This window comes from Halorubrum laminariae, from assembly GCF_024494655.1.
GTDB classification, from domain to species: domain Archaea; phylum Halobacteriota; class Halobacteria; order Halobacteriales; family Haloferacaceae; genus Halorubrum; species Halorubrum laminariae.
Window position 1 is genome coordinate 65,723 of sequence record NZ_JANHDL010000008.1, and the last position, 26,362, is coordinate 92,084.

Annotated in this window: 32 protein-coding genes and 1 pseudogene; 13 read left to right on the top strand and 20 right to left on the bottom strand. The window is 56.7% G+C overall.

Translation table 11 applies throughout. The annotated features are described in order from the left end of the window. Positions 1-95: 95 nt before the first annotated feature. Complete coding sequence (locus NO887_RS13240; RefSeq protein WP_256418753.1) at positions 96-1,865, bottom strand: transposase; 1,770 nt, start codon at positions 1,863-1,865, stop codon at positions 96-98. A 225-nt stretch (positions 1,866-2,090) separates the two neighbouring features. Here NO887_RS13240 and NO887_RS13245 point away from each other — a divergent pair, with 225 nt between their 5' ends. The 3 genes from NO887_RS13245 to NO887_RS13255 all read left to right on the top strand — a co-directional run bounded on the left by NO887_RS13245 (position 2,091) and on the right by NO887_RS13255 (position 5,632). Continuing rightward, a complete protein-coding gene (locus NO887_RS13245) occupies positions 2,091-2,318 on the top strand; it encodes a hypothetical protein (protein WP_256418754.1) in 228 nt (75 codons plus the stop codon). Positions 2,319-2,751: 433 nt separating this feature from the next. Next, entirely contained in the window at positions 2,752-4,026 is a 1,275-nt protein-coding gene (locus NO887_RS13250) for an IS4 family transposase (protein WP_256418791.1), read from the top strand. 85 nt (positions 4,027-4,111) lie between these two features. Further along, positions 4,112-5,632 (top strand): type IV secretory system conjugative DNA transfer family protein, encoded by a 1,521-nt coding sequence (locus NO887_RS13255; protein WP_256418755.1) that lies wholly within the window; start codon positions 4,112-4,114, stop codon positions 5,630-5,632. 309 nt (positions 5,633-5,941) lie between these two features. Here NO887_RS13255 and NO887_RS13260 read toward each other — a convergent pair whose 3' ends face one another. From NO887_RS13260 to NO887_RS13285, 6 genes and pseudogenes are all read right to left on the bottom strand, one after another. Then, positions 5,942-6,784, bottom strand: a complete 843-nt coding sequence (locus tag NO887_RS13260) for a restriction endonuclease (protein WP_256418756.1) — start codon at positions 6,782-6,784, stop codon at positions 5,942-5,944. A 258-nt stretch (positions 6,785-7,042) separates the two neighbouring features. After that, positions 7,043-7,708, bottom strand: coding sequence for a hypothetical protein (locus tag NO887_RS13265; protein ID WP_256418757.1), 666 nt, complete (start codon positions 7,706-7,708; stop codon positions 7,043-7,045). Positions 7,709-7,995: 287 nt separating this feature from the next. Continuing rightward, positions 7,996-8,637, bottom strand: coding sequence for a hypothetical protein (locus NO887_RS13270; protein WP_256418758.1), 642 nt, complete (start codon positions 8,635-8,637; stop codon positions 7,996-7,998). 194 nt (positions 8,638-8,831) lie between these two features. Next, positions 8,832-9,794, bottom strand: a pseudogene (locus NO887_RS13275) (DUF8186 domain-containing protein); the annotation flags it as partial. A gap of 28 nt (positions 9,795-9,822) precedes the next feature. Continuing rightward, positions 9,823-10,245, bottom strand: coding sequence for a DUF7985 family protein (locus tag NO887_RS13280; protein WP_256418759.1), 423 nt, complete (start codon positions 10,243-10,245; stop codon positions 9,823-9,825). Positions 10,246-10,251: 6 nt separating this feature from the next. Then, positions 10,252-10,500, bottom strand: a complete 249-nt coding sequence (locus tag NO887_RS13285; protein WP_256418760.1) for a hypothetical protein — start codon at positions 10,498-10,500, stop codon at positions 10,252-10,254. Between the two features lie 447 nt (positions 10,501-10,947). Here NO887_RS13285 and NO887_RS13290 point away from each other — a divergent pair, with 447 nt between their 5' ends. Further along, complete coding sequence (locus NO887_RS13290; protein WP_256418761.1) at positions 10,948-11,556, top strand: hypothetical protein; 609 nt, start codon at positions 10,948-10,950, stop codon at positions 11,554-11,556. Positions 11,557-11,617: 61 nt separating this feature from the next. Here NO887_RS13290 and gvpM read toward each other — a convergent pair whose 3' ends face one another. The 10 genes from gvpM to NO887_RS13340 are packed head-to-tail and all read right to left on the bottom strand — an operon-like array spanning position 11,618 to position 17,474. Beyond that, positions 11,618-11,872, bottom strand: coding sequence for a gas vesicle protein GvpM (gene gvpM, locus NO887_RS13295; RefSeq protein ID WP_256418762.1), 255 nt, complete (start codon positions 11,870-11,872; stop codon positions 11,618-11,620). Next, complete coding sequence (gene gvpL / locus NO887_RS13300; RefSeq protein WP_256418763.1) at positions 11,872-12,717, bottom strand: gas vesicle protein GvpL; 846 nt, start codon at positions 12,715-12,717, stop codon at positions 11,872-11,874. The genes gvpM and gvpL overlap by 1 nt, the downstream gene beginning before the upstream one ends. Further along, entirely contained in the window at positions 12,714-13,055 is a 342-nt protein-coding gene (gvpK, locus tag NO887_RS13305; RefSeq protein ID WP_256418764.1) for a gas vesicle protein GvpK, read from the bottom strand. The genes gvpL and gvpK overlap by 4 nt, the downstream gene beginning before the upstream one ends. A 1-nt stretch (position 13,056) precedes the next feature. After that, a complete protein-coding gene (gene gvpJ, locus NO887_RS13310) occupies positions 13,057-13,401 on the bottom strand; it encodes a gas vesicle protein GvpJ (RefSeq protein WP_010890526.1) in 345 nt (114 codons plus the stop codon). After that, entirely contained in the window at positions 13,394-13,828 is a 435-nt protein-coding gene (gene gvpI, locus NO887_RS13315) for a gas vesicle protein GvpI (protein ID WP_251344611.1), read from the bottom strand. Before gvpI ends, gvpJ begins: the two co-directional genes overlap by 8 nt. Continuing rightward, complete coding sequence (gene gvpH, locus NO887_RS13320) at positions 13,825-14,385, bottom strand: gas vesicle protein GvpH (RefSeq protein WP_251344612.1); 561 nt, start codon at positions 14,383-14,385, stop codon at positions 13,825-13,827. The genes gvpI and gvpH overlap by 4 nt, the downstream gene beginning before the upstream one ends. Then, positions 14,385-14,636 (bottom strand): gas vesicle protein GvpG, encoded by a 252-nt coding sequence (gene gvpG, locus NO887_RS13325; protein WP_092733781.1) that lies wholly within the window; start codon positions 14,634-14,636, stop codon positions 14,385-14,387. The genes gvpH and gvpG overlap by 1 nt, the downstream gene beginning before the upstream one ends. 6 nt (positions 14,637-14,642) lie before the next feature. Beyond that, complete coding sequence (gvpF, locus tag NO887_RS13330) at positions 14,643-15,281, bottom strand: gas vesicle protein GvpF (protein WP_251344613.1); 639 nt, start codon at positions 15,279-15,281, stop codon at positions 14,643-14,645. Next, positions 15,274-15,855 carry a PadR family transcriptional regulator gene (locus NO887_RS13335; protein ID WP_251344614.1) on the bottom strand — a complete coding sequence of 194 codons (582 nt, stop codon included), beginning with the start codon at positions 15,853-15,855 and terminating at the stop codon, positions 15,274-15,276. The genes gvpF and NO887_RS13335 overlap by 8 nt, the downstream gene beginning before the upstream one ends. Positions 15,856-15,857: 2 nt before the next feature. Continuing rightward, a complete protein-coding gene (locus NO887_RS13340; protein ID WP_256418765.1) occupies positions 15,858-17,474 on the bottom strand; it encodes a gas vesicle protein GvpD basic region 2 domain-containing protein in 1,617 nt (538 codons plus the stop codon). Positions 17,475-17,657: 183 nt separating this feature from the next. Between NO887_RS13340 and gvpA the strand changes: the two genes are divergently transcribed. The 5 genes from gvpA (at position 17,658) to NO887_RS13365 (ending at position 21,344) form a co-directional block, all read left to right on the top strand. After that, the gene (gvpA, locus tag NO887_RS13345; protein ID WP_010890519.1) at positions 17,658-17,888 is read left to right on the top strand and encodes a gas vesicle protein GvpA; all 231 of its coding nucleotides are present in this window, start codon (positions 17,658-17,660) and stop codon (positions 17,886-17,888) included. A gap of 90 nt (positions 17,889-17,978) precedes the next feature. Continuing rightward, the gene (locus NO887_RS13350) at positions 17,979-19,127 is read left to right on the top strand and encodes a gas vesicle protein GvpC (protein WP_251344616.1); all 1,149 of its coding nucleotides are present in this window, start codon (positions 17,979-17,981) and stop codon (positions 19,125-19,127) included. Continuing rightward, positions 19,124-20,167: a gas vesicle protein GvpN gene (gene gvpN, locus NO887_RS13355; RefSeq protein WP_251344617.1), complete on the top strand. Its 1,044-nt coding sequence runs from the start codon at positions 19,124-19,126 to the stop codon at positions 20,165-20,167. The genes NO887_RS13350 and gvpN overlap by 4 nt, the downstream gene beginning before the upstream one ends. Positions 20,168-20,191: 24 nt before the next feature. Continuing rightward, positions 20,192-20,551: a gas vesicle protein GvpO gene (locus NO887_RS13360; protein WP_251344618.1), complete on the top strand. Its 360-nt coding sequence runs from the start codon at positions 20,192-20,194 to the stop codon at positions 20,549-20,551. Between the two features lie 28 nt (positions 20,552-20,579). Next, positions 20,580-21,344: a ParA family protein gene (locus NO887_RS13365; protein WP_256418766.1), complete on the top strand. Its 765-nt coding sequence runs from the start codon at positions 20,580-20,582 to the stop codon at positions 21,342-21,344. A gap of 277 nt (positions 21,345-21,621) precedes the next feature. Here the strand turns inward: NO887_RS13365 and NO887_RS13370 are convergent, their stop codons facing one another. Beyond that, the gene (locus tag NO887_RS13370) at positions 21,622-21,960 is read right to left on the bottom strand and encodes an ATP-binding protein (protein WP_256418767.1); all 339 of its coding nucleotides are present in this window, start codon (positions 21,958-21,960) and stop codon (positions 21,622-21,624) included. Between the two features lie 500 nt (positions 21,961-22,460). On the opposite strand from NO887_RS13370, the gene NO887_RS13375 reads away from it, so the two are divergent. Next, the gene (locus tag NO887_RS13375; RefSeq protein ID WP_256418768.1) at positions 22,461-23,024 is read left to right on the top strand and encodes a hypothetical protein; all 564 of its coding nucleotides are present in this window, start codon (positions 22,461-22,463) and stop codon (positions 23,022-23,024) included. A gap of 29 nt (positions 23,025-23,053) precedes the next feature. On the opposite strand, the gene NO887_RS13380 is transcribed toward NO887_RS13375, so the two are convergent. Both NO887_RS13380 and NO887_RS13385 read right to left on the bottom strand, forming a co-directional pair. Then, entirely contained in the window at positions 23,054-24,046 is a 993-nt protein-coding gene (locus NO887_RS13380) for a transposase (protein ID WP_256418769.1), read from the bottom strand. Positions 24,047-24,099: 53 nt separating this feature from the next. Next, the gene (locus NO887_RS13385; RefSeq protein WP_256418770.1) at positions 24,100-24,321 is read right to left on the bottom strand and encodes a hypothetical protein; all 222 of its coding nucleotides are present in this window, start codon (positions 24,319-24,321) and stop codon (positions 24,100-24,102) included. A gap of 267 nt (positions 24,322-24,588) precedes the next feature. Here NO887_RS13385 and NO887_RS13390 point away from each other — a divergent pair, with 267 nt between their 5' ends. The 3 genes from NO887_RS13390 (at position 24,589) to NO887_RS13400 (ending at position 26,359) form a co-directional block, all read left to right on the top strand. Then, the gene (locus NO887_RS13390) at positions 24,589-24,819 is read left to right on the top strand and encodes a hypothetical protein (protein WP_256418771.1); all 231 of its coding nucleotides are present in this window, start codon (positions 24,589-24,591) and stop codon (positions 24,817-24,819) included. 9 nt (positions 24,820-24,828) lie between these two features. Beyond that, positions 24,829-25,266 (top strand): hypothetical protein, encoded by a 438-nt coding sequence (locus NO887_RS13395; RefSeq protein ID WP_256418772.1) that lies wholly within the window; start codon positions 24,829-24,831, stop codon positions 25,264-25,266. 163 nt (positions 25,267-25,429) lie between these two features. Then, complete coding sequence (locus NO887_RS13400; RefSeq protein ID WP_256418773.1) at positions 25,430-26,359, top strand: hypothetical protein; 930 nt, start codon at positions 25,430-25,432, stop codon at positions 26,357-26,359. Positions 26,360-26,362: the final 3 nt, after the last annotated feature.

Below are 26,362 nucleotides of genomic sequence, written 5' to 3' on the forward strand. Positions count from 1 at the left end.
ACACCCCGACCCGATCACCAGTGACTATCTCATCAGAACGGAGCTGTCACCACAGAAGGACCGGCCAACCGCGAAAAAAGACACTTCTTGCCCGGCTATCCTGCCGATTTCTCTAGCTTCGCCTCCGATTCCAGGAATCCGGAGGCTCGCTTCAGGTTTCTCCCTATAGCTTTCGCTATCGAGGCGTTCTTCACCTTGATTTTCCCCGTGAACTTCGTTTTCTCACCGTCCTTGTGATACATCTCGTTCATCAATGATTCCACTCCGGCACGTGAGTTCAGGAACTCCTGTTCCGCTGGATCATTTAACCGCTTCCGTCGCTGAGCAACTTCCACCCGCCGTTCCCTGAACCCGTAGCTGTAGTGTTCCTGCTGCTCATTTACGAAACAGTTCTCTTGGTGCTGGCAGCCATCACAGAACTGCTTCTCTATCTTTCCCGAGATACGGCCGGTCTCGTAATGGTTCTGCTCGAATGGTTCGTGTCCGGCAGGACACGCAACCATTCTCGTCCCATCCCACTCTGGAGCGGCAAGCGACATCTTCTCTGCTGCAGGACGCTGACCTGTGATTCCTGTGAAGTGCTGCGTGATCCCCTGATCACGGCAGCACTTCTCTACTTCCTTGTGCGTGTACCCGCCATCTACGAGCAGGTCACGTAATCCCGTTTCCTCGGCGAGATTCCTCGCGTCCTCACCCAAGAGGTCTCCATCATCCGTGTTGTTCGTATCGACTCGAACCGCTGTAATCAAGCGGAATGGATTTTCACCATTGCATGTCTCAGCGATATTCGACTTGTAGCCGAAGTAATCCTCCGCGTTCTTGGAGCGATACGTCGCTTCGTCGTCGTGAGGGTTTTGCAGTGATTCACTGCCGATCTCGTCGGACTCTTCCAGTCCGACGTGATCGTGTTTCTCTTCGGCGTCTCTGCCTACCGATTCGGAGTCGGGTCCATCTCCAGCAGTCGCTGTGGATTCACTTGGAGAGGTGTACGTTTGGAGTGGCTGCCAGCCCGGTGACTCGTCACCGGGATGGCCTTGATCATCTGGCTCCGGATTATCGTCTTCGAACTCAGGAATGCGATAGCATTGTTCATCGAGGACACGCTGTAGATGCGCGAAACTTTCCAACTCGGCGTATTCAGCCTCACCTCTGAACCGCTCAACAAGCCACGCGATATGCTCGGCAAGCGTTTCCATCTCGGCAGGAATTTCGTCCGGTTCAAGATGATAGGACAGCTCTAAGTTCTCGGTGTCGGCGAGCTCGTCCATTCCAGCAGGAAGTTCCTGTACGATCTCCTCCGGGAGATCGCACAGGAAATTGTGAAGCACTTTAGCGAGGAGATCGACACGAGACAGTTGCTTGATGTTGGCCTCAATGAACGTCGAATCCATTCGTTGCGTACTCGCATCAATCTCAAATTCGCGCTGAAAGTAGGTGCGGTGATCCTCAAAAACCTCGTGTAGCAGATCCTGACCGGTCTCTTCCTCGTATTTCATCAACCGACGGCGGAAGTTGGTGAGCGTCTTCTCACAGATGTTGTCTCCAAGCGTCTCTTTCCCTAATGCGTTCCTGACGCGGAAGTCGAAGACGTAGGCATGTTCGAGCTCTTTGTCGGACATGCCGAGCAGGTGCTTGATGATCTCCAATGAGACAAGCTCGTTGACTGGCTTGTTCGGTCGGCTATACCCGTCGTGGTATAGCCGTCCGAACTTCGTTTCATCAATTTGGGTGAAAACATGTTCGTAGAAGTGAGTAGACCAGTGGTTCTGTAGTTTCTTCCTTACCCGGCCTGAAAGATCTTTCAAAGGCGAAAACAGCATCTCTTGCTCATGTTCAGTATTTTCTCTAAACACGTTATTGCCCAAGTTATTGACTTTTCGAAACTCTGACCTAAATAACTTACGAGGATTATATTGAATACCTCAATAGAAGCTACATAGAAAACTCAAATAACTCATCACTGTACCTTTCTACGGTGCCGTCACGCTTTGTATCTTGCACGACCGTCTTACCAGCTGGTGGATAGGTTGGAACGTGCCGTGTTTTATCGCTCACTTTGATATGATAACCCTATGAACACTCGTCTATCTATGGATGAGGATGCGGTTCGGACCTATGCCGATCACGCGCAGGCCACCATTGAGGCGGCACCACAGATGGACGAGGCCAACACGAAAGCCGCTCTTCTGCGAGACTTTCTCGATCTACTCGACTGGACAATTCCCGACAACACGCAGTTAGAGTATTCTGAGCGTGTCATAGAACTCTTCACATACTATGGTCAGTTTGAGTACTATTATAGCAGGTTACTTGCTTAGATACGCGTGCACTAGGTGCACAACGTTTAGAACCGGTTAGAGTGTGCCCTTTCGTTTCCGAATAATGATTTCTCGCACCCGTTCAACGTGGTTCGTCTCGGATTGAACGAATGCTGTGAGGATGGCTTCGACGATCTCGGAGCGGCTGACTCCGAGATCGTCACACTCAGCGACCAGTTCATCCACTTCTCGCACGATCTCCTCGTCAACAGCGACTCCAAACTTCTCTTTCGCCATAGCTACAACAAGCTAAGAACAGCGTGCACCAAGTGTACGGCGCTTCCAATTCGTTACAGCTGATTCAGCAAATCATGAGACCCACCTGTCTTTAGTTAAGCGAGAAACCGCGTGATAGCGGCGGCTTATCGAGGCATCTTTCGGAAGGAATGAGGAAGTCCAGTCTGTGCACGACAAGGACCCCTCACCTCGGATTATGCGTCGGCTCACTACACTGTTTCCCTCTGAGTTCCTCGAAGAGCACGCCGAGGAACTCGGCGTGGTCGAACGAGACCGCAAGCTCCAGATCCCTGCCTTCGTTTGGGCGTTCGTGTTCGGCTTCGCCGCAGGCGAAAGCCGAACACTCGCCGGGTTTAGACGCTGTTACAACTCTACTGCCGATGAGACGATCTCTCCGGGTGGATTCTATCAGCGGTTGACACCGACGCTTGCGGAGTACTTCCGCGACCTCGTCGAGCGCGGCCTCGACGAGGTCGCTGTTCCTAACGCTGTTGACGCTGATCTCGACCGATTTAGAGACGTGATGATCGCTGATGGAACGGTGCTGCGGTTACACGAATTTCTCTCAGATCAGTTCGAAGCCCGCCACGAGGAGCAGGCTGGAGCGAAGCTCCACCTGCTCCACAATGCCACAGAGCAGACGATTGAACGGCTCGATACCGCTAACGAGAAAACGCACGACAGCACCTTGTTCAAAACAGGGCCGTGGCTTGAGAATCGCCTCATGCTGTTCGATCTCGCCTACTTCAAGTACCGCCGGTTTGCGCTGATCGACGAAAACGACGGCTACTTCGTGAGTCGGCTGAAGCAGAACGCGAATCCGCTGATTACCGGGGAGCTACGGGAATGGCGCGGCCGCGCCATTCCCTTAGAGGGCAAGCAGCTCCGAGCTGTTCTCGATGATCTTGACCGGAAATACATCGATGTGGAGGTCGAAGTCGAATTCAAACGGGGGACGTACAATGGGACACAGTCGCTGGATACGAAGCGGTTTCGCGTCGTCGGCGTCCGCGACGAGGACGCCGACGACTACCACCTGTACATGACGAATTTAGCTAGGGAGGAGTTCTTTCCGGCTGATTTAGCGGAGATCTACCGCTGTCGGTGGGAAGTTGAGTTGCTGTTCCGGGAGCTGAAGACGCAGTACGAATTGGACGAGTTCGACACGAGTGACGAACACGTGGTGAGGATCTTATTGTACGCAGCGTTGCTGTCGCTGCTTGTAAGCCGTGATCTGTTGGATCTAGTCACTGAGCAGGCGGATGATGAGCTTGTGTTTCCGACAGAGCGCTGGGCGGCGACCTTCCGGTCGCACGCCCAGCTCATTCTCCACGAACTCGGTGAGTTCCTCGGCTACTCACCACCGCCGCTGCTCGGCCGGCTGATCGAAGACGCTCAAAAGATCCACAAGCAACGACCAATCTTACAAGAGACACTCGCTACCGCTACACAACCGAGGTGTGAGGCTTAACTAAAGACGGATGGAGTCGATGAGTCTGACGAAGCGGTTCCAGTACTACGTTCGTCCGGTGTGGTTCGTTATTGGGTGGATTCTGTTGCTCCTCGTCTGGCTTTTCTACTTCCCGACTCCAGAATTTCCAGTCATCCCTCTCTCAATCTGGGGGCTGGCATTTCTCGCGAGTCCGTTCATCCTCTATCGGTACTGGGGAGATCGCCCGCCGCAGCTAACGCTCTCGTCGGAGCGGCTCGACGACTCTGAGGTTGGGCTTCCAGTCAACCACATCAACGAGACAGACCACTTGAGCGGTCGTCTACTGCGGCGGCTGATTCCCATCGACGTGACGGGGTCAATCGGGATTCTGGGAGCGACTCGGTCGGGGAAGACCAACGCGGCGAAACTGCTCGTGGACCAGATACGCGACAAAGCTGATGACCAAACGCCGTTCATCATCTACGACCACAAAACGGATTTCCAGGATCACCTCGACGAAGATGAGTGCATTGTGCTCTCAGGGCGGGAAACCGATGTCCAGTGGAATATCTTCGAGGAAGTCGAATCTGAACAGGACTGCGAAGAGCTCGCTAGAGAGCTATTCCCGACTCTATCTGATGGCTCTGATTTCTTTGCCGATGCCTCGCGTCAATTGTTCGCTGCGGTTCTTCAGGTCATGCGTCGAGAAGCTCCTGACGGAACCACTCCTACGAATGAGGACCTCGTAACGTGGATAGAATCAACGACTGTCGAAGAACTCGCTGAAACGCTCTCGGAGCATCCTGATCTCCAAGGGATCACTGACTACATCGACCCTGACGCGTCCGAACAGTCGCAGGGCGTCATGGCTTCGTTCCGCAAGGAGGTTCGCAATATGTTCCAGGGCGATCTCTGCGAGGCAGGGAGCTGGTCGATTCGCCAGTATATGGATGACCCGCAGGGCCAGGTCCTGATCATCGACTATCCGCAACGGCTCGGCGAATCCACGAAGCCACTCATCCGGTTTACTATCGACTGGTCAATTCGGTTTGCGCTTGACGATGGCGATCAAAGCGCATACTTTGTTCTCGACGAGTTTGCTCGCTTGCCACCACTGCGGCGCATCGGGGACCTCGTGAACGTCGGTGCCGGGAAAGACACTCGGGCACTCATCACGTTGCAGTCAGTTGCACAGCTGTATGATCGGTATGGTCGCGACGGGGGCGATGCACTCCTTTCTGGGCTGCTCTCGACGATCATTCTCCGGCTCAATGACTCTTCGAGTATCGCATTCGCACGGAGTAGGGTCGGCACGTACTGGGAAGAGCAGGATATCCCCGAATACAACGCTGATGGAGATATCTCGGGAACCTCGACTGAGGACGTTGAGAAGCACGCTATGGCCAAAGGTGAGTTCGGGGATTTCGCACCAGGATGGGGAATCATCGTCCGAAACGATGGGTGGGTTGATGCACAGATCGATCTGTATGAGGATGCCGCCGAGTACATCACCGATACTGGCTCCACGGCTGAGGGTGAAGAAGTCGATTCGGCCGATGAATGGTGTCCTCACTGTGGCGACGTCGTCACGGGCTCCGAATGCGTCAATGAAGACTGCCAGAACCGAGAAACGGTTGTAAACTGACTCAGATCAACCAGATGTAGCAGAATGTCAAAGAACGGTTCACAAAGCAGTAAATCTCGGCGGGGTTGCACAGAATCAGCTGTTTAATACGATTGCGGACAGACCACTGAGCGTCCTATCAGCAACAGCTGACGTTTGCAGAGCCATGTTGAATACAGGGCGCAGATTCCGCACTGGTTGACCTGAAACGTACCTCTATCTGCTCGGAATCGGCGGTGCGTTCAAAGAACCAGACTCGCCATCCGATGCGTCCGAGGAAACGAAAGAGGAAAGAGAGAACTCTACCTCGACCACTGTTCCATCTGCAGGCTATGACTCATTCTCGACTTGTGCCTGGAACCCTTCTAACGCATCAGACAGTGACCGGTATTCCTCGTCACCAGTAAGCTCATTTCGATAATATAAGTCCACATCATCAAGCATATCCACCGTGAACTCTGTTGTAGATTCTGATTCCGTGATTTGAAACTCCACTGAATTTAACTCGTAGAAGTCTCCGTTGATCAGGAGCGCAATATCATCGAACTCCTGCGTGTGTTCGCCTACCTTTTTGGTCCGCTTGAGTTCGTTCATCCGGCCAATGAGGGTTTCCCCCAGCAGTTCGCGATCAGTTGTGAAGAGCTGACTATTGACCTGGTCAAAGACGACCTCCACCTCCTCTCGCTCAGTCTCCGGATTATCGTCCAGTCCTTCAACATCCATGTCCAGCACATCTAATTCACGATTTGTAATTTCCAGATTGATATCCAGATAGCGAAGTACATCTACCGGGAGGTCGGTTCCAGGCACCAACTGCCGGAGGGTGAGAAGTTCAACCCCAGTTCCCTCCGCTCGTTCAATCGCACCGCTCTGGAACCCTGACTTGGAGACGATTACTGCCTTGTCCGCATCACTCGGCTGGAAATAGCCGTTCACGCTATCGACGACACTCTGCGAAAGTGGATTATCGTGGAACTTGCATTCAATCAGCAGCGTGTAATCATAGTAGTCGGATTCTTCCCAGACGACAACGTCGATCTCCTTGGTCCCGCTCCCGGGAATCGGGTACTCGTACTCGGTTTCGACCCGTGTCTCCTCATCAGCATGAAGCCCAGCAACGATCTTCTGGTATGTCCGCCAGTCAATATCATCAAAGTCCTCTGCCGAGCACATGGTCACCACTACCAAAGTGAGCTACCTTAACGATTTCCAAGAAGAATGTACCGGGTCGAGGCAGCAATATCAGAGCATTCACAAGCTATCAGAAGGCTACGGCCTGACTGCTGTAAGCCAGTCCCAATCTGTAGTAAGCAGTTATTCTGTGCGAAGCACGTGAAATTAATGCCTGCTTCGCGCTGGATGCAGGGCGCGTATTCAGCATCGAAACTTTTCAGATTGAAACCGCTCAAACGCTCGATACAGCGGATTCGACTACCGTGATTCAAGGAGTTCTCGATACACACGCCGTGGGATGTCGACGTGCTTATCCCACTGTTTCAGAGAGCCTTGGCGAGGTGCGATATTGTCGAACAGTTCGGGATATTCTACGTCCGAGACAACGAAGCTCGCGGGTGTGTAGATTTCGATCGTCTTCGCATAGTGGGTTTCCTCGTCAGAGGTATGCTCAAACGGGATTGGCGTAATCGCCTGAGGCAGGACGGGGGTGATCCGCATCAACTTCGTGTCCTCGGGCTCGTACAGAGTGTCACGGAGTGTGAGCAGGCCACCGTTACGAGCGAGTTCGTCCATGTTCTTCCAGTCGGTTAGTGGATTTCGATCGGGCTTACTATCGTCTTCGTCGAATTTGTGCTGTTCCTGTTCGAATCGCCAGCGGCCGGTGTATGGGCCTTTGAACCAGTGAAGTGCGAAGTATTTCGTGAATAGCTCTGCGCGGAACTGGCTATCCCATACTTCGGTAGAGTGGACTCCGTGGTAGACGGGAATCTCATCTAGATCACTAACTTCGTCGGACAGAAACACCTGAAGCTCCCTATTTCCGTATTTTGAGCCGAAATTAGCACGGCCACGGTCATCTGTCGAAACCTGTGCGAGTTTGAAGGGTCGGAACAATTCACGCAAGTTTTCGTTTCCAGTCATTGTCTCCAACCATAGATTTCCTCCCCACTCACTTAGCTCTAGGGGCGTGTATTTTCCCACTCTAACAGATGTAACTCAGCTTGAGGATGCTGTAAAGCAGTAATTCGGTTTCACAACTGGGATTATATTCCCACACTTGGGGGAAGTTTCTTCCCACAAATGGGTTCGTCGGATGACTGCAACACGGTGCGAGAGCTGTTCTGTGATACCCTACGGAAGGAACTATAGCGGAACCACCACTCACACTGTTCGTTCTACCCACAAACGACAGCTGCTGATCTCTGTCCTCAACCACTCTCGAACTTCATCGCCAACGGTGGTATCGGGCCGTCAATCCAGTCGAGATACTCCACTGATGTTTGTCGGTCGAACCAAAGCAGATCTGATCGTCCCTCGTATGCATGGGTAGTTACGCTAAAACCGTGGTCTGCGAGGAGATCCGCGAATGCAGAACCGTCCGGGTACCACAGTGCAAGAGATCCGCTATTATTGACCGTCCCACGGAACGAAGTGAAAATTTGGGCCGCTCGTGGAGAGAAATCGACGAATTCGTTGGTAAGAGAAGCATCAACTAAGTGCTGTAACCACGGACAGGAGACAGATGTCCATCGCCATTTCTCGTATTTGTGTTCCGTCTGGTCACCAGTGAATTCAGTAAGCGTCTCGCGGCCTGATCCTTCTTTGATCGTGCTGTGCCAGACACCGATCTCGTCGGCGATCCACTCTAGCGCCTCTTTGTATTTTGATGTCTTCAGCAGCAGCGGATTATTGCCAGTCTCTGAAACAGTCGCCCCCGCTAACCAGAGTCCAGTAAAAACTGCTCTCTCATTCTCGCTAGGATATGGAAAATCGCACGACGTCGAGTTAGACCAGTGCTGTCCAATTCGTTGATAGTCCTTCTCACTCGCGCACACTGGACACTGCGTCATTCTCTGGACTCTGCTTTTCGCTCGTCGTACATAGGTCCCGTTTTCCCAGCTGGAACTCGCGACAAGGGGTAGCTGATCCTCCGCGACGGCACTAACACATCAAATCCCAAACCACCGCACAGAATCGCTATACCACCGCACAGTAATAGCGGTGCCGTCTGGCGCTTTCTCTAAAAGTGCCAGCAGGCTTTTAGCCTGACGAGCGTATCCCAGTTGGTGTTCCGAGCGGTGTAGAACCGCCAGACGCCACGCACTCGTGCGCTTCCATTCTCCGTCAACGTGTACCCCTGCCACGGCCGGGATTGGAAAATAGCCACACCGGCGTCACCATTGGGATACTCGGCGTAGTAGGGGTACGCCGAGAGGTCGTAGATTTCGACGGCGATCGAATCCGAGACGTTGCGCGACTCGGTACGGTACGTGACTTCGACGTCGGTCTCGTTGCCTCGGTCGATTCGCGTGGTCTTCTTCAGCCGGACGCTGATCTCGGCTTCGAGCGTGAGGTTTGCACTCCAGTCATCCTCGATCTGATAGTCGAGAGCCGGCGTGTGCGAGCCGTCGCGCTCGACGATGGTTTCGCCGTCCTTCTGCAACCGAACCTCCTCGACCTCGTTGCTCGCGAGCGACCACTCGATCGTCGTGTTTCCCGAGGAGCTTCCGTTCGGGACGCGAACGCGATAGTCGACGAACCCCCGCATCGTGCCGTTCGGCGCGATATAGAGCGGGGTTTCACCCGATTCCAAGTGACCTCGCGTCGACGGCTGCACTGCGAACACCGTGGCGTGGGCGTCCTCGATAAACACGCCATCTTCGAGCGACGCATGCGGCGGATGCACCGACGTATCCGACCCACCGGCTTCGAGATCGGCGAAATCGTTTCGCGTCCACGTTGCAGCGGTCGCCGGCGGGCGCGTGAACGTGATGTCTGTCCCGTTTGCGAGTTGGTGCATCGCGGTCCGGCTCTCGCCGTATCGCTGCTGGTACTCCTCCTGGCTGATGTAGTTGTCCGCGTCGCGAGACCACAGCGTCGCTGATTCATTCGCAGTGAGCCCATTCCCCTCCGTCCCCGGCCGTGGCGGGCTTGCAGTAACGAGACCTGTGACTAGACTCGTCACGAACAGGGCGGCCATAAGCACGGAGAGCTCTCGTTGTTTCATGGGGGCTCGCGACGGGGACGGTAGTCGCCTACCAGGGGGCGAGGTCGACGCACTGCGCCAGCGGGAGGTTCATCATCGACCCGGCAACGGTGTAGAGTGGTCCAAGGGCGACGAGGACGACCGTAGACTTCATCGCGGAGCGCTTGTGGCGCTTGAGACCTTTCTTCTGGTCTGGCGTGATCGTGAACATCTCGATGAGGGAGTCGGCCTGCCACACGACTGCGAGGCCGACAATACCCAGCGCCGTGGTAAGCTGGAAGAAGCCCTCGATCATGCTGGGGAGGTTGTCCGCGCTACAGACGGCGTTCGTCTGTGCGGCGGCGGGTTCCACAGCGAACAGGCTCAGGAAGACCACGATGAGCGCGGCCTGTCTGGGAATCCTGCTCGCTGCCGTGGACTGGCTGTCGGCGCGATTCGAAGCCGTCTCGGAGGGCGTATTGTCCTGTGACATAGCGGGTTACTCCTCTGCATCGTCGACGAGTGCTTTCAGATCAGCGTAGCGGTTGGTCTCGTCGACGATCTCGTCTTTCGTGTAGCCCTGTTCGCGGGCCCGTTCGAAGAGATCTCGAAGCTCGTCAGGGTCAACGTCGCGAAGCTCCATCTCGTCTCGGAGGGCGCGGCGATAGAGGGCGGACCCGTTGATATGGCTGTTCCACGTCAGGTACAGGTCATCGATGTCTTCGATGGTGACTGACCGTGTGATCATATGTGCGGGGTGGGTATGCACCGGTTGAGCCCCGGTCCATGGTGGTGTGATAGCTGGAAGATCGGTATATGTTTTCTGGCCCACCAATAGATGCAATAATCTGAAATAAATTACAACCGAACGGTACGTTTCTATCGAATCTTACATATTAACCAACAGACCCTCGTATCGCTGCCTGCTGTTGGTTAAGTGGGACTGAAACGAGCTACTCGAGTTCCGTGACTTCGCCTCGTTCGCCACTGAGAGTGTCACGAACCTTCGAGTTCCGCCAGTCGTTCCGCGTCGGGAGCATCCCGATTTTGTTCTCGATGGATAGCCACCTTGATCTTGTCGCGAGCGTCGTCGGCGTCGCTGGACCGGGCTACTTCCTCGTATTTGGGGGGAGCCCGAAGCGTACCAGTGAACCACCCCACAAACGTAAATGCGCTCAGTTCGAACTCTTTACTTATGTCATCGAACCCGTTCGACTTCGTCGTGAGAATGCTGGGGATCGAAGCTCGCGACCTCCTGTCTGAACTCGAGGATGTCGACCGAGACAACCTCGATTGGAACGGGTCGTTAGACGCGAACGTGGACTGGGCGAACGAGTCGAACGGCTTACCGCGGCGCTCGCGGCGAGGAATCGGCGTTCGCCCGGGTCGACGCCTGTCGTCGCCGAACCCGAACCGGAACGACCGCGATCAGCGAGAGCAGTGGTCGTGTCCGTCATGTGAGCGAAATTTCCGCTCACACCGCGGGCTACAGCGCCACTACGACACCAACCCAGAACACGCGGACGCGGTGATCGACATTGATCGGGAACTGGAGCAGGGTGAAGGAGCCAGTGGTGGATCCGAATGGGTCGAATTCGACGACCGAGTCGAGACGTTCCGTAAACTTCCGGAGGAGGTCGACGAGAGCGAAATCACCGTCACGCACGACGCAACAAACCACTGTGTCCGGATCTCCGGCGCACACGAGGAGCCCATCGATACGAATCCTGTCTCCGAGACGATAGACGGCGAGGTGGAGTGGCGTACGTCCGGACGCTACCTCGTCCTCTTGTTCCCGCTGTAGTTTGATCCCTCAGGGGAACTCCACGATACTCCCTCGTATTCTCGCGCCATACGACCTCAAATCACTCCTCTCGCTGATTGGCGCGAGATGAGGTCATGAACGCTTCGCTCTGTTGTCGATGAGCAGCATCCCACTCCTCGAACAGGCCGTACTCCGTCATGGTGGTCATGCCAGCAATCGCTGCCCGGAGGCTGATCCCGATCAGGGGAATGTCGGCGACCGTCACGATCACGTCCGCTTGAATCACGGCTCCGTCGCGCAGTAACACGTCGACGAACTCGACGATCGCGTGTGTCTCGTCTTTTGTTGGCTCCATTATTTACCAATATCTGGCGCGAACGTGTACGGTGGCCACGGCCCCGTGAATCTGATCTCTACACCCTCGTGTTCGACGATCGTATCCAATCGATCACCGAGAGCGGTCTCGTCGTCCTCGTCCGCGAGAACGGCGAACCGCACGATCTGTTCTTTCTCGATGGACGAGTGTTCGTCCTGTAGCGGCGTATTCGTGTCCTGTTCGGTCAGGTCGTTCACGACCGGGGTAATGGCCTCTTTCAGTTGATCTGCTAGTTCCGTCCGGCGCTCTCGTTTCAGCTCTTGGAGTCGCTGATCGGACTGTTTCTCGAGGAGGAACTTTTTCCCTGCGCCAGATTGTTGCTGGCGCTGTCGTAGTTCTCGGAGCCGGTCGTCTCGGTCTGCGATGGTCTCCTCGAACGGTGCGGAATCCCACAACAGATTGATGCGATACTCCCACACTCCCGCGAACGACGCTAATTCGTCGCGGAAGCCCTCGTAGTGGTCTTCTAACCACCGTTCGATACTCGCATCACCGCCCTCGAGGATCGTGTCGAATCGCATCGGCAGCGGCGTACCGAACGCGTCGCTCGCCGCGTCGACGACCTGCTGGTGCGTGACCAGCCATCGCTTCACCTGTTCGAGGTCTTCCGTCTCGTAGACCGTCTCACAGTCATGGACGACGGCGCCCACGCAATCGGCCTCGACGACGTAGACAGGGTTGTCGTCGACCCCGGTCGTGGACAGGGTCGCCGATTCCGACGACGTGGTATCGACCACGCAGTATAGATAGCGGCCGTTGCTGACCGTCCGTTCCTCGTTCGCTGTGGTCTGCTCTTCTTCCGGGCTGGGCCGGTGGTCAGTCATACGTCATCACGCTGGGATTCCGGCGAGTGGCGACGTGACGGTGTCTCGTGCTCGGATAGCTGTTCGATGGCGTCGCGGATCACGTGATCGAGGTCCTCCCTAAACTCGGAGACCTCGGCGTCGATGTCCTCTTGCTGTTTCAGTCGCTCGAGCTCGTCTTCGAGGGCCTGTAATTGTCGCCCCAATCGTTCGATTTCGTCCTCTGAGAGCGACCCGGATTCCATCCGACGCACCGCTTCTTGTTCGAGGGCCTCGACCAGCAATTCGACGACGGTTACGACCAGCGCCGTGAGCCCGCCTTGCAAATCGTCCGCGTCGTCGTCGAGTGCTAGTTCCATCTCATTTGGTCTCCTCCGCTGACGTGGATGCCGTCGGCGTCGAATCGTCCGACAGTGGGTTCGTCGACTCGGTCTCCGATTGGGTTTCCGACGCCGGGTCGGACTGGTCCGGTGAGATATTCGCGGCGGACTCGACGCGCTCCATATCCGTCCCCGTTGGGAACTCGAGCCCGTATTCGGCCGCTGTCTCGAACGAAGCAATCGCGGCCCGTAACTCGATACCGAGGAGTTCCGTGTCCCCGACGCTGACTGCGATATCCGCGTTGACGACGACTCCTTTGTCTAGGAGCATCTCCAGCATCTCGGCGAGGTCGCCCTGCGAGCGCGTCGGTTTGGGGTCACTCATCGTTCACCTCGTCCTCAGTGGGACTCCCGGACGCGCTCTCATCCGACGGAGCGGATGCCTCCGAGTTTCCACCGGCTGTTTTCTGGTGAAGCCGTTGGCCGTACAATCGCTCTCGAGCCGTCATATCCGAGTACTTCGGAGTCTTCGGGACGGTCGAGTGGGAGTTGCGTACCGCGTTCTCCCCGTTCGACTTCTGAGGCGGCATCGTCGAGTGAGCCGCTGGATTCTCGACCGTTTCACCGTCAGCATCGTCGCCGTCGGAATCGTCACGCCGGGTCTCCGACTGCTTCCGGTTGCGGGTCCGACGCCGGGCGAGTTTTTCGCGCTGCCGAAGCAGCTTGCGCCGGGCTTTATCGCGGTTGATCTGCGCCTTTACTCGTGCCTGTCGTGCTTTCTGCTCGTGTTTTTGTTGTTGTTTGTCGCTCATGTGGATTCACCTCCATCGGTGTCCGATGTTCGTGATAGCCGAATTTCGAGAACCTGATTCTTGAGAGTCATATCGCTGATCGCCACGTCCGGCCGGTCGAGTACGACTCGCTCGACCACGTCGGCGTCGACGCGTAGCGTGAGTGCCTGCTCGTCGGTATCGAGTGCGACGTCGACGTCGTCGTCCGTCACGTCGGGCAAATCTGCGACCACGACGAGTTCGTCGCCGCTCGTTCCTTCACGAGTCTCGACGTGAATCGAATCCTCCGTCGTCCCTTGCTGACCAGATCGCTGTTCGGTGCGGGACCGATCGGACGATGGTTCCTCGTCGTGGGACGACCTGTCCGCTCGTCCCAGCCCGATGGAAACATCGTAGTCGTAATCAATTCGGGCGTTTCCTCGGTCGATACGGCCTGACTCGTGTCGGTGACCGCTCTCCTCTTCGATGTCGGCGAGCGCCTCGACGAGCGTACGCAATTGGTCGAGCAGTTCGCTGGGCTGGGAAGACTGGTCGTCAGACTCGTCGCCGGGCGTATCGTCGTTTTTGTCGGGCACCATTATTTCTTGACCTCCATGCGGTCACGCATCTGCTCTTGGATCTGCTCGGCCATCTCCAGTTGCGATTCGAGTTCTTGCTTGCGCTGCTGGTGTTCCTCCTCGGACCGTTCACCGACTTCGTACAGGAGTTGGTTCTCCTTGATGTCGTCTCGAATCGATTTGGTGTCGTACATCTCGTTGAGCGCCATCGTCTGGAGGATGTCCAGCAACGAGAAGAACGGACTCACGAAGAGGTCGTCAACGATGAACATGCAGTGTCACCCTCCTTGTTGTTGTTCCGCACCGATGTGGATGTCCACGAAATTGTAGGGAGGCCACGGCCCCGTGTACTGGATCGTCAGGTCGTCGTGCTCCGCTTCGACGTCGTCGATTGCAGAGTCGAAGGCGTCGCGTTTATCGCGGTCCACGAGGTACGACTTGTTGACGATCAGGCGGTCGGTGAACAGATCGTTCTCAGTCTCGTTGATGCTCAGGTCTGCTAGCTGGTTTGTGACGGTGGCTTGGACGTCGTCCTGAGGGACTGCGTCGTCAGCAGGCGCGAGTATCTTCACCCCAAGTTCAACGGTCCCCTCAATATCGTTGAGCGTACTGCGCAACGCGCGTCGTGCGCCACGTAATACGCCTTTGAGCGTGCGCTCGTTTTTGAACGCCATCCCGAAACTCATCGGGACGACGGTGTGCCCCCCGTCGTACTCCAGCACCTCTTGAAGCACGGTGTTGTGCGCTTCCACGTCCTCGTCGGTGCGCTCGGGGTCGGTCGTGTCGATCTCGGAGACGACGGCCGAGAGCGTCTTGTAATCGACCGTGTAAATCCGGTCTGCGCCAGCGACGCCTTCGACATCTAATTCGAGGTCTTGCTGTTTGATGATGCCGTAGGTGTACAGGTTCTCACTCATCGGTCTCACTCCGGTGGGATTGGGATTGTGACTGATTGGCTTTGCAATCGGTCAGGGCTGCCTTGAGGACGAACGAAAACAGCAGCAACTGATCGGCCGCGTGGTCTATTCGGGTGAATGCTGCGTCGGGAGCGGGGAGGCGATACACTTTGCGCTTGCTTAATTTTTGCATTTCAAGAATACCGTCGTCTGCAAGGTTACTTAAATGCGGATATACTGTGCCCGGACTCAGGTCTGTCCCAAACAATCGCCGAATATCTTGTAACAGTTCTTTGCCGCAGGCGCCATCGCGCACAGCGATCAGGAGGAGGAGAATCGCGTCGATGTGTTCGGTAACGATCTCATCACTGATCGTGTGCAGCTGGTCATTGTCAAGCCACCCGTCTATCGTAGCGACCGCGTCATCAGTCAGCGGCGTATCCGTGTACCGTTGCGCCGCTCCCTCATCATGCGGCTGGTCGTCGTGAACTGATGCACCGTTGGAGTCGATCACCGATTCGAGATCGGATACTGTGACCGAGATTGTGGCGTCGGCGTTGATGTCCGCGGTGAGTTCCTCCAGCAGGTCGTCCATTATTAGACCATCTCCGTGAGCGAGATTTCGGGGATCGACTCTGACTGGCTGATACCGATGCCGTGCAAGGGCGTTAACGGGTTTTCGCCATACAGGATGATGGCGTCACCCAATCGTTCCAGCCGGAAGTGCATATCGGCAACCCAATCCGCTCGCGTGCGGAGTTCAGTATCTGGCTTGGTGATGAGCAGTGTCAGGTCGTTGTGGAGAGCGACATAATTCGCAAAGTCACCCAGCCGGGTTTCGAACGCCTCCTGCGCCGTGTCCATGCTGATCACGTGCAACAACGGGGTTTCACTTTCTGCTCGCACCTGTTCAACGTAGGCTATGTATGGCTCGTACGCGAGTTGCTCGCCTTCTATGGGTGACTCAAGGTCGTCATCAATCGGATGCGACTGGTCACCTCCTGTAACTGCATCCATCGAACGTGGTTCATCGGCCTGCTCATCTGTCTCATGTGCCGGCGTCGCTGCATCGTCCGCTGTGGTTGTCGCTGCCATCTCAGCAGCGGACGCATCGGTGTCCAGTTGGTCGTACCGATCTGCATCGTCAGAGGGGCCAGCGTATGTTTCGAACACGTGGCAGTAGGTATTGAAGACCTGTGGAGAGTGCACCGTATTGAGATCGTTGTGGAGTAAGCCGGGGCTGCCCTCCCGGGGTGGGACAACCGCAACGCTCATCTCCTGAGCAAGGAAGTTACGAATTGTCGGGAGCGTCAATACGCTCCACGCGTCACGAGACAGATCGGGTCCGAGGTCGAGATGAACGACGCTGCCGCGGTTGTAGCCACCCGAGAGGATACGGTCAAGATCACGGATGCCAGTCGAGAATTTCGCCTTCGAATTTGCCAGTGGATCCCACGCGCCCTCCCCCTCCAGGGTTCCTGTTCGGATGGTTGGTAATTCGACTGGCGTGATTGCCTGGAACTGGCCGTCGGCAAGTGTAAACGGCTGTAAGCGGTTGCCGATCCGAACACCTCGAAGCTTTTCCAGGCGAAGATGCCGACGCGTTCGGCCGCGGTCGTCCTCTTCCACCTCCAAGGAGACGACACCATCGACGATGTATTCAAGCGATGAGGACTCCGCTGTTTCTGACACTAACATCAGACGAATGTTCTCTTCGCGGGCAAGAACGACCAGTTGATTCGTCACTGTCTCGATGTCAGGGGGATCGTCGTGGCGCGCAGCCAAGTACTCGTAGATGAGTTCCCAGCTATCGAATGCGATTGTGAGTTGCGGGGTCACGGCGTTGATCTCCTGGATCCATTCGAGGAGCGAATCCAGATCGAGTTTCTCGAATGGCACGTCTACGTCCAGTGGGAGTTCGAATGGGTCTTGGGAGAGGTCAAGAATCGCGGTTGTGTCAAGTGAGGAGTGATCGTCGAAGTACATCTCGTGCACCGTCTCCTGATCAACGCGCGTGGACACGTAGAAGATATCACCATCCCGGTTCAACACATCGAGACCGCGGATCGTGAACAAGGTCTTCCCCGTGCCTGGTGCGCCGTTGACGAGGAGCGATTGCCCGGTATCACCCGTGAAAAACTGGCTGATTTCGCGCGGGAACAGCGCGAGCCCGGTGTGGTCTGTGGGCGGTTGAGCTGGACTGGATGAACTCATTACTTTTCTCCAGTCGGTGACGGTAGAGCATTCCTGACTCGTAGGTGAGGCTTTCTTCGCATACCGACTATACAGGGAGTTTTATGCTCCCCTTACTTAGAAGTACGGCTCATTACAGGAGATGAAACGACTGCTGAAACTATACATACCATTTTGTGACGGGCGAGTACAGTTGTGAATGCAATGGCGCAGCCAGATTCCTCAGGCTTGGCAGAAGTGCTGGATCGCGTACTGGACAAAGGTGTCGTCGTGGACGTGTGGGCTCGCGTGTCGCTTGTCGGCATCGAAATCCTGACCGTCGAGGCGCGGGTCGTCGCCGCCTCGGTGGACACCTTCCTCCACTACGCAGAAGAAATCGCCAAAATCGAACAAGCCGAACTTACCGCCGGCGCCGAGGCGGCACCCGAGGCCTGACGCACAGACCTCCCCTTCGGCCCGGCGTAAGAGAGGTGAATAGATTGCACACCATACCATTAACACCCTTCTTTGATACACACTAAACCCATGAGTGTCACAGACAAACGCGACGAGATGAGTACGGCCCGCGAGGAATTCGCGGCGGCACAGTACGAATTCGAATCATACGCTGACGAGTTTGCAGCTGATGTCGCAGCACAACAAGACGAGGTCAATGACCTCGTTGAGGCGATCGGCGACGTCCAGGCGGAGATGACCAGCACGACAGACACATTTCACACCTATGGTGACGAGTTCGCCGCTGAGGTTGACCACCTCCGTGCCGATATTGACGCCCAGCGGGACGTGAACCGTGAACTCCAGGACGCGTTCGAGGCGTATGCTGACACCTTCGCGACAGATGTCGCAGACAAACAAGATATCGGCGATCTCCTGGCTGCGATTGAGGCGCTCCGCACGGAGATGAACACAACCCACGAGACGTTCGACGCATACGCAAACGATTTCGCAGCCGATGTCGCTGCGCTCCGTGATATCTCCGAGTTGGTTGCAGCAATCGACGACCTGCGAGCGGAATTCATCGCCGTGCACGACGCATTTGACGACTACGCTGATGACTTCGATGCCGAGATCTCCCTGTTCCACGCTGCCACCGCGGACCAACGCGACAGCTTCGACGCTACCGCCGACGCCTTCGCAGCGTACCGAGAGGAGTTCCATGGCGAGGAGGTAGAAGCACTGCTCGAGGCGATCGATGACTTCCAGCAGGAGATCGGCGACTTTCGAGCGGAGTTTGCAACGACTGAGGACGCCTTCGCTGCCTTCGCCCGTGACTTCTACGGCCACGAGATCACGGCCGAGGTAGTCGCCGCCGACGCGGAAGCCGAACCCGTGGAGGATGAAGCGGACGTAGACGCGGAAGCAGAGGTCCCTCCAGACGAAGCTGGCGGAGAATCCGCCGGTACCGAGGACGAAGAGACAGAGCCGGTCGAAGTTGAAACGACGGCTCCGGACGCAGAAAGCAGTCCTGTGGACGCGACAGACGAGGCGGAAGCGGGGGACGCAGAGGAGGAGACAGAGGAAGCAGCGCCGGAAGACATGGTTGAGTGCCGGGTCTGTAGCGAATACTATCAGGCGATCACGGAGCCCCATCTCCAGACCCACGATATAACAATTCAGGAGTACCGCGACGAGTACGGTGAGGACATCCCCCTTCGGCCGGATGATCAAGCATGACGAACGAGTCCCGTAAGCGCAAGGTCCGAGGGTCGCAGATCCGCTCCTCACGCGGCGACAAGAAACAGGGGCGATCGCAGAGCCGTGATGATAAGGAGATCGAGCGTCTCGAGAGACAGAACGGCGCTCGTCGTCAGGAGTCGTCCGCCCATATCGACGAGGGGTTCGTCCCGGAGGAACAGTCCTTCGTCGAGACCGAATCGGTCAATCGAGTCGAAACGCGGATGGAGCGGTGGCTCGACGTCGGACGACCCACTCACCTGATCGGACCGACCGGCTGTGGGAAAACGTCGCTGGCGATGCACGTCGCGCGCGAGCGCGATCGGCCGGTCGTCTGGATCAATGGTGACGCCGAACTCACGACCAGCGATCTCGTCGGCGAATACGCCGAAAAAGAGCGTATCTCGGAGCGCGACCAGTTCATCCACAACGTCGTCAAGAGCAAGGACATCATCCGTGACCGGTGGGTTGACAACCCCCTGACGCTCGCTGTGCAAGAGGGGGCGACGCTGGTCTACAACGAGTTCTCCCGAACCAAGCCCGTCGCGAACAACGTGCTGTTGTCGGTCTTCGAGGAGGGTGTGCTCGAACTGCCGGGGAAACGCGGTAAATCCCGGTACGTGGACGTGCATCCCGAGTTCCGAACCATCCTGACCTCTAACTCCGTCGAGTACGCCGGCGTCCACGAGCCGCAAGACGCCCTGCTCGACCGCCTCATCGGGATCTACATGGACTTCTACGATCTCGACACGGAGATCGAGATCGTCCGGGCGCACGTCGACGGGTCGACCGGCACGAACGTCGAGGACATCGTGCAGGTCCTGCGTGAACTCCGCGGGCGGCTCGATATCACCGTGGGCACCCGGGCCGCAATCATGGCTGCCGAAGGCGCCACCACCGTCGACACCGTCGACCAGGCCGTCCTGACCGACGTCTGTACCGACGTGCTGGCATCGAAGGTTGCCCAGCGGAGCGACGTTCGCGAGCTGCGCGAGGAGATAGAATCCGCGATCGAAGACATGGAAGTCAGCCTTTCTTAAGATCCGGGGCCTCTACATAGAAGCATGGCAGATCCAGCAAACGATCAATCTGAACGCGAAGAAGGCGACGAGGACGACGAGACACCACCAGCGTCCGACGGGGAGTCCTCGCCGTCGGCCGATTCATTCACTCTCGCCGACGCGCAGACGCGCGCACAAGAGGCGGCACAGGACCTGTTGGAACACCAGTTCGAGGGAATCATCAAAGCCGAGTCGAACGACGAAGGCTGGCGGACCGTCATCGAAGTCGTCGAGCGGAACGCCGTACCCGATACGCAAGACATCATCGGCCGCTACGAGATCACGCTTGACGAGACGGGGGACGTCACCAGCTACGAGCTTCTGGAACGCTATCGTCGGGGCGACATGAAAGAGGAACTGTAGCGGTGCGTCAAATGCACGAGCAATAGATATGGCCCATCGACTGACCGTAGCGAACGAGAAAGGCGGCGTGGGAAAGACGACGATCGCGATCAACGTCGCCGGAGCCCTCGCTGACCGCGGGCACGACGTTCTGTTCGTCGACCTCGATGCGCAGGGGAACGGAACGATCGGACTCGGTCTCGATGCATCCTACACCGGCGACGGAATCTCCCTGTACGATATACTCACGGATCTGGACGCACAACAGCAGATCGACGCGGTGATTCGTTCACACGAGGAGTTCGACGTGGTCCCCTCCCACATCGACATGTTCAGTGCAGAGTCCGAGTTGCAGACGGCGATGCGCGGGCGTGAACGCCTATGGATGGCCCTGGACGAACTACACGCCGACTACGACTACATCATCATCGACGCACCCCCCTCGTTGGGGCTGCTTACGGACAACGCGCTCCTCGCCTGTCGGAACGTCCTCATCCCGGCGTTGCCCGAAGAGGCGTCCCGGCACGCGTTGGACATCCTGTTCGGGCACGTCGATACGCTCGAAGACGGATACGGCGTCGACATCGATCCGATCGGTCTTGTCGCCAATCGAATCGAAGTCGACGGCGAGGCCGAACGGATACTGGAGTGGTTCGACGAGCAGTACAAGTCACTCCCACTCTGGCGAATCCGGAACCGGGTCGGGATCAAACGAGCATGGGCAAACGGGACCTCCGTCTTCGGTCACTCGGAAACGACGGATATGGACGAGCGATTTCAGGCCATCGCTGCCCACCTCGAACGAACCGAGTGAGACGCGCTGGGTACTCACTCGGTCTCACTGCGGTTCACAAGATCGACCGAGAGGGACGCACTGCAGGCGGCCAAGTCGTACAGTTTCCGGCGCACTTTCCCTCCGTCACGATGTCGTAGAGCACCGTCAGCGTCTCGCATTCCGGGCATTCGACAGTGATTTCGCCAGGTCGCCCTCGATGTCGGCTTGCGTTAGCCGGTTGCACGGTTTCGAAATTAGCTCAGACATATCGAGTAACAGTTACTAATAGCGTGCAGTCAATAGATCGGACATCGGCTCAGAAATGTGACATCCTTCGCACATCGACTCGACTATGACACCGCCGCGATATATCCAAGCTGCAAGAATATCGCTGTGTCTCGAACTCGAACCGTACGCCGCCATCCTCACTGTCGGTCACACTGACCTCCCAACCGTGTGCCTGAACAATTTCGCGAATAATCGCTAACTCAAATCCCGTCCCGTCCTCAGTGGTCGAATATCCCAACTCGAAGACCTGGTCACGGTCGTCCTCGGGGATGCCAACCCCGTCGTCTCCGATAGCGAAGCCGACCGCCTCGTTCAGCTCGATGACTGTGACCGTCACGTCCTCTCCACCGTCCTCGATCGCTTGCAACAGGAGCAGGAACTGGCCCGGCAGAACGACCGGCTTGAACGTTTTTATTCATTATATATTATATAGATAGCAATGACACGTGTCCAGTACATAACCAATGAATCCGATAAATTCAATGCTTGAATACGTACACCGATATCACGGTACTTCATCCGCCAATTATTTTATTATTCCGTGATTATATCTTCCACTTACCCAATGTGGCGGCACCCCCCCCCCCTCCACCTCCACTCGCATCCCGTACCAACCGTGCGAAAGCCCTCGCTCGGACGTATACCGATATAAACAACCGGGATGGCTGGGCACGTGTCGAAGAGTTCCAACGTGTTCAGCAATGGCGTGGCAAGTATCCGAATAAGGGTTCATCAGCCGCGAGCAGCGCGCTCGACCTCCCGCGAGATCGCATCCGGCCGTGGTTCAACGGCTCGAAACCTGACCCCGCACGAGCGGTCGAAGTCGCGGACGTAAACGGATGGCTCGACGCACAGCCCGGTGATCGCGTGTTCGACGCTCTCAGCGTCCTCCATGGGTGGGTTCTTGCCGGAGGCTCTATCCTTGCTGAGACGTACGTCCCACGGCTGGCTGTCGATACCGACGATCCACGGAAGCTTGCTGCCGCCGCACTCGACGCCGTTGGCGTCGACGTGACCGTCTCTCGCGAACGAGAACACGATACAGAGCCCAGTCGAAGTGCAGAACTCCGGCCGATGGATCACGCCTCCACCCTTGGCCGGTTTCTTGTGGCAGTACTCGACGCACCGCTCGGTGAGAAAGCCGGACGTGACGTTCACGTCCCCGAGTGGATTGCCGCGACGCCATTCGACACACAACTCCGCTGGGCACGAACAGTCGTCACGCTCCGTGGGACGCAGACCAATCCCAGACATGGCTACCGCTGCCAGCTTAAAGAAGAGTGTCGGCCAGATGAATATTATCGCGACCTCGGGGACCGCTTCGCCACAATCGTGGGAGACGACGACCAGGTCACTGTCGGCGCACAAACGGTTCGACTGAAAGAGCGGGCAGCCGCCCTACTTGATGAAGTCCCCCATCTCCCTAACTAGCTCAAGTAGAGGGTGTCATAGAACTCTTCTCACACCGTGATGATCGTGCTTCCCGGATTGTCTCCGCGTTCGTAGTTGGTGATTGCGACGACGAGGCGAAGGCACAGAGCGAGGAAGACCTGCGCTCGGGCGTGGACGCGGCCTCGGGCGTGCGTTCGCCCGAGGCCGCAGTCCTTCACTGATTCATTGGTTCGTTCGACTCCAGTACGGCGGTTGTACGTCTCATCCAACGTGGATTGCTTCAGTTGAACGTCTTCGCTGTGTTGTTCGATGCGGTCTTCGACTCTGTACTCGATATCTTTCGGCTCGTCAGTGTTTCGCGCGTTGTACGGAGCGACTGGCACGACCCCTGCGGCCAGCAGGTGGTCGTGCCAGTCGAGCGTGTCGTAGGCGCTGTCTCCAAGCATCCAGATCGGTGTGGCGACGGCGAGCGCGTCACGCGTGACGCGAATCGCCGTCTCCTCTGGCGCTTGCTTACTCTCTGTGAACTCCGCCGCAATCGGGATCTTTTGTCCGGTCGAGACGATCGTACAGCCGTAGCCGTGGTAGTACTCGTCATCGGTTGGATCGTAGCACTTCGACGCGTCTTGATCGGCAGGCATCGCCCTCACGTCCGTTGAATCGATGCAGTAAGTCAAGTCGAGCAGGCCGCGGCGGGCGGCCTGCTCGACGAGTCGGTCAAAGACCTCGTCAACGACGTGTTCGAGGTCGGTGAGAAAGCGATCGACCGCGTCTCTCGACGGCGGTCGATCGAACCCACAGCTTAGCCAAACAACCGTGTTCCGAAGCTCTCGCTCAACCGGACGAATCCCGTAGATGTCCTTGTAGTAGCAGTGGAGGAAGCCACGCATCAGCTCTGGTGGTTCATGCTCTCGTGTTCGCCCCGTCTGCGCCGGGGCGAACACGTCGAACTCTTCGAGAAACTCGAAGGATAGGTGCTCAAACAGCGCTAGCGTCTCAGTCTCCGCGACATTGAAGAACGTCTCTACCGAAGGATCATCTTGCAGGGTCGCTGAGGCCATACCATCTCAGCATACACCCTGCTCTTTGGTGTGGTAATCGTTCTATGACACCCTCATTCAATAACATGGAGCGAGTTTCGCTCGCGATTGTCTCGGTACGATGCGATCGCCCCATCGTTCTGCATCTCATTCGCAGGGTAGTGCTCCTCAAAATAATCAGGAAGCGCTGGAACCTTCGACTTCGAGATGGTGATTTTCTCCTCATCGCCTGACCAGAGGCGTTCGACCTCGTAATCAAACGCTGTTTCGTATCGGAACCGTCCGATGGCGTTCATACCAGATATGGCTGCTTCAACTACTTAGATGGTCATGACCACACTCACTGCATGTTGGGGTTACATTACCCGCCACAACGGCCAACTGATTGCGTCTACACCCCTCATTATCCATCACGTGGCCAGCAGAGTGAAGAACATATTATCGGCGGCAGCGACAATCAGTTCAGCCACACGGGTGAGCACGTCGTCAGAAAGGTTGCCGGAGGAAGATTTCTTCAAAATCCGCTCAAACTATTATATACGGTGGGATTAATAATATTCCACATGTCAGACAAAGGTGACGAAAAAACCTCCTTGGCCGACTGGGTCCTTCTGAGTGTCTTGTTTATCGCCGGGGGAGTGTTCTTTGTTAAACCGGTTGCGGTAACGACTGGTGCCTTTGTTGAATTCGTCGAAGCCTTTCCAGATCCCTCCGAATTGGGTCAATACGGGAGTCTATTCGCATTAGCTTCTATGCTCCTTGGAGGCGGTGGCCTCATTAGAAAGAAACGATAGTTCGATATGATGGATCCAGCATCTACACTTTCGGCTGGTGCTACAGCACTCTCAAAGGCCAGCAATGTAGGCGACTACCTCGACTATTGGCGAAACTACAAAGGAGAGCGTGTTGACATCCGCGAGAGTTCGTTGCGGCCGACAATGAAGGACAAACAGTACGTTGAGGACATTCACATCATCCGCGGGACGATCGGAGCCATCCACGGTCAGCCAAGTGGCCTGCTACTGACCGACGTCAAGGAACTCCACCGACGGCGGAAACTCGACGGAGACCGGTTCGCCGATGATGTATCCAAAACAACTGTAATCAACGACGAACTCCGCCGGATTCGGCAAGTAAATGAGAAGATCGTCGCCTTTTCGGAGATTGGCGAACTCGAGTTGACCGAGGACACCAACGACGCCGATCGAACCATTGAGGACCTCGACTCAAACCAAGAATAATTGCAGACGATAATCCGACAGAGAAATCCTTCGGTAGCGAGTGAGGTTTTCGATCTTGTCGTATCCAGATCAAACCTTTATTGAGAGTATTCAATTCTAGTCAATGCGTGACGCCTGTCTGACTTAATCTTAAGCTTAGCACTAACCTTAGACCGAGATGTGCATGGCTGATCAGTTCACTGCGGCACTCGACGACGTCGAGGAATCCCACGCCCGGTACGCCGAGCAGCTGGGGCTCGTCGAGGGGCGCACACCGTTCGCGGCGGAGTCACTTCCCGACACGCGTGTGGCGGTCCGGATCAACGACGATCTCCTTCAGGAGGTTGCGTCGCACATCCTCACCCGCGCTGGACACGTCTCGGTGATCGATAAGCGGGGCGCGGGCAAGACCCACTTCCGAGAGCTCGTGTACGACGCTCTGAGCGAAGGCCCGCGCAGTGACGAGTTCGCCATCGCCCGCATCCGCGAGGTCGAGAGCATCACCACACGCCGGCTCTACACGCGGCTCCTCGACGAGCTCTCCGAGTACGACGCCCTCGATGTTCCCGAGACCTACCCACGGGCGACCGATGAGGTTCGTCAGGTAGTCGAGGGCGTCGCCGAGCAGCTGGAGGCAGCAGATCTCACGTGCATCGTCCAAGTGGATCAGCTCGAGGATGCCGCCCGGAACACCCGGACCTTCGAGCAGCTGCTCGCCGGGCTCCAGAGCATCGGCGATCTCGGTGAGACCGAACCCGCGTTCATCCTCTTCCTCTTCGGGACACCCGAGGCCGCCGACCGGATCGATGAGCTCCGCCAGACGCTCTCGTCGAGGCTCGTCGCGAAGAATCGCTCGCTCGAACGGTTCGGGTTCGCGGAGACAGAGGAGCTGATCGCCCGCTGGTTAGCGTGGGCTCGAGATGAGACGTACAAAGAGGGGTATCTTTCGGACCCGTACACCGCGCCGGCGATCCGGGCAATCGTCGAATGCTCCGATGGGACGCCCCGGTCGGTGCGCCAGCAGTGCTACCACGCTTACCGCGCCGGCGCTCGCCAGTTCGACGATGGCGAAGGTGTTGAGATCACCGACGAGACCATCGAGACGTACGCCTAAGAT

Excerpts from the sequence above, each read along its gene's own strand:
- NO887_RS13335 (WP_251344614.1), bottom strand. The coding sequence starts at position 15,855 with ATGGACGACCTGCTGGAGGAACTCACCGCGGACATCAACGCCGACGCC.
- gvpH (WP_251344612.1), bottom strand. The coding sequence starts at position 14,385 with ATGGTGCCCGACAAAAACGACGATACGCCCGGCGACGAGTCTGACGAC.
- gvpJ (WP_010890526.1), bottom strand. The coding sequence starts at position 13,401 with ATGAGTGACCCCAAACCGACGCGCTCGCAGGGCGACCTCGCCGAGATG.
- NO887_RS13395 (WP_256418772.1), top strand. The coding sequence starts at position 24,829 with ATGGATCCAGCATCTACACTTTCGGCTGGTGCTACAGCACTCTCAAAG.
- NO887_RS13265 (WP_256418757.1), bottom strand. The coding sequence starts at position 7,708 with ATGACTGGAAACGAAAACTTGCGTGAATTGTTCCGACCCTTCAAACTC.
- gvpF (WP_251344613.1), bottom strand. The coding sequence starts at position 15,281 with ATGAGTGAGAACCTGTACACCTACGGCATCATCAAACAGCAAGACCTC.
- gvpI (WP_251344611.1), bottom strand. The coding sequence starts at position 13,828 with ATGAGCGACAAACAACAACAAAAACACGAGCAGAAAGCACGACAGGCA.
- NO887_RS13350 (WP_251344616.1), top strand. The coding sequence starts at position 17,979 with ATGAGTGTCACAGACAAACGCGACGAGATGAGTACGGCCCGCGAGGAA.
- NO887_RS13290 (WP_256418761.1), top strand. The coding sequence starts at position 10,948 with ATGTCATCGAACCCGTTCGACTTCGTCGTGAGAATGCTGGGGATCGAA.
- NO887_RS13380 (WP_256418769.1), bottom strand. The coding sequence starts at position 24,046 with ATGGCCTCAGCGACCCTGCAAGATGATCCTTCGGTAGAGACGTTCTTC.
- gvpM (WP_256418762.1), bottom strand. The coding sequence starts at position 11,872 with ATGGAGCCAACAAAAGACGAGACACACGCGATCGTCGAGTTCGTCGAC.
- gvpK (WP_256418764.1), bottom strand. The coding sequence starts at position 13,055 with ATGGAACTAGCACTCGACGACGACGCGGACGATTTGCAAGGCGGGCTC.
- NO887_RS13245 (WP_256418754.1), top strand. The coding sequence starts at position 2,091 with ATGGATGAGGATGCGGTTCGGACCTATGCCGATCACGCGCAGGCCACC.
- NO887_RS13340 (WP_256418765.1), bottom strand. The coding sequence starts at position 17,474 with ATGAGTTCATCCAGTCCAGCTCAACCGCCCACAGACCACACCGGGCTC.
- NO887_RS13365 (WP_256418766.1), top strand. The coding sequence starts at position 20,580 with ATGGCCCATCGACTGACCGTAGCGAACGAGAAAGGCGGCGTGGGAAAG.
- gvpL (WP_256418763.1), bottom strand. The coding sequence starts at position 12,717 with ATGACTGACCACCGGCCCAGCCCGGAAGAAGAGCAGACCACAGCGAAC.
- NO887_RS13285 (WP_256418760.1), bottom strand. The coding sequence starts at position 10,500 with ATGATCACACGGTCAGTCACCATCGAAGACATCGATGACCTGTACCTG.
- NO887_RS13385 (WP_256418770.1), bottom strand. The coding sequence starts at position 24,321 with ATGAACGCCATCGGACGGTTCCGATACGAAACAGCGTTTGATTACGAG.
- gvpN (WP_251344617.1), top strand. The coding sequence starts at position 19,124 with ATGACGAACGAGTCCCGTAAGCGCAAGGTCCGAGGGTCGCAGATCCGC.
- gvpG (WP_092733781.1), bottom strand. The coding sequence starts at position 14,636 with ATGTTCATCGTTGACGACCTCTTCGTGAGTCCGTTCTTCTCGTTGCTG.
- NO887_RS13360 (WP_251344618.1), top strand. The coding sequence starts at position 20,192 with ATGGCAGATCCAGCAAACGATCAATCTGAACGCGAAGAAGGCGACGAG.
- NO887_RS13250 (WP_256418791.1), top strand. The coding sequence starts at position 2,752 with ATGCGTCGGCTCACTACACTGTTTCCCTCTGAGTTCCTCGAAGAGCAC.
- NO887_RS13270 (WP_256418758.1), bottom strand. The coding sequence starts at position 8,637 with ATGACGCAGTGTCCAGTGTGCGCGAGTGAGAAGGACTATCAACGAATT.
- NO887_RS13260 (WP_256418756.1), bottom strand. The coding sequence starts at position 6,784 with ATGTGCTCGGCAGAGGACTTTGATGATATTGACTGGCGGACATACCAG.
- NO887_RS13280 (WP_256418759.1), bottom strand. The coding sequence starts at position 10,245 with ATGTCACAGGACAATACGCCCTCCGAGACGGCTTCGAATCGCGCCGAC.
- NO887_RS13400 (WP_256418773.1), top strand. The coding sequence starts at position 25,430 with ATGGCTGATCAGTTCACTGCGGCACTCGACGACGTCGAGGAATCCCAC.
- gvpA (WP_010890519.1), top strand. The coding sequence starts at position 17,658 with ATGGCGCAGCCAGATTCCTCAGGCTTGGCAGAAGTGCTGGATCGCGTA.
- NO887_RS13390 (WP_256418771.1), top strand. The coding sequence starts at position 24,589 with ATGTCAGACAAAGGTGACGAAAAAACCTCCTTGGCCGACTGGGTCCTT.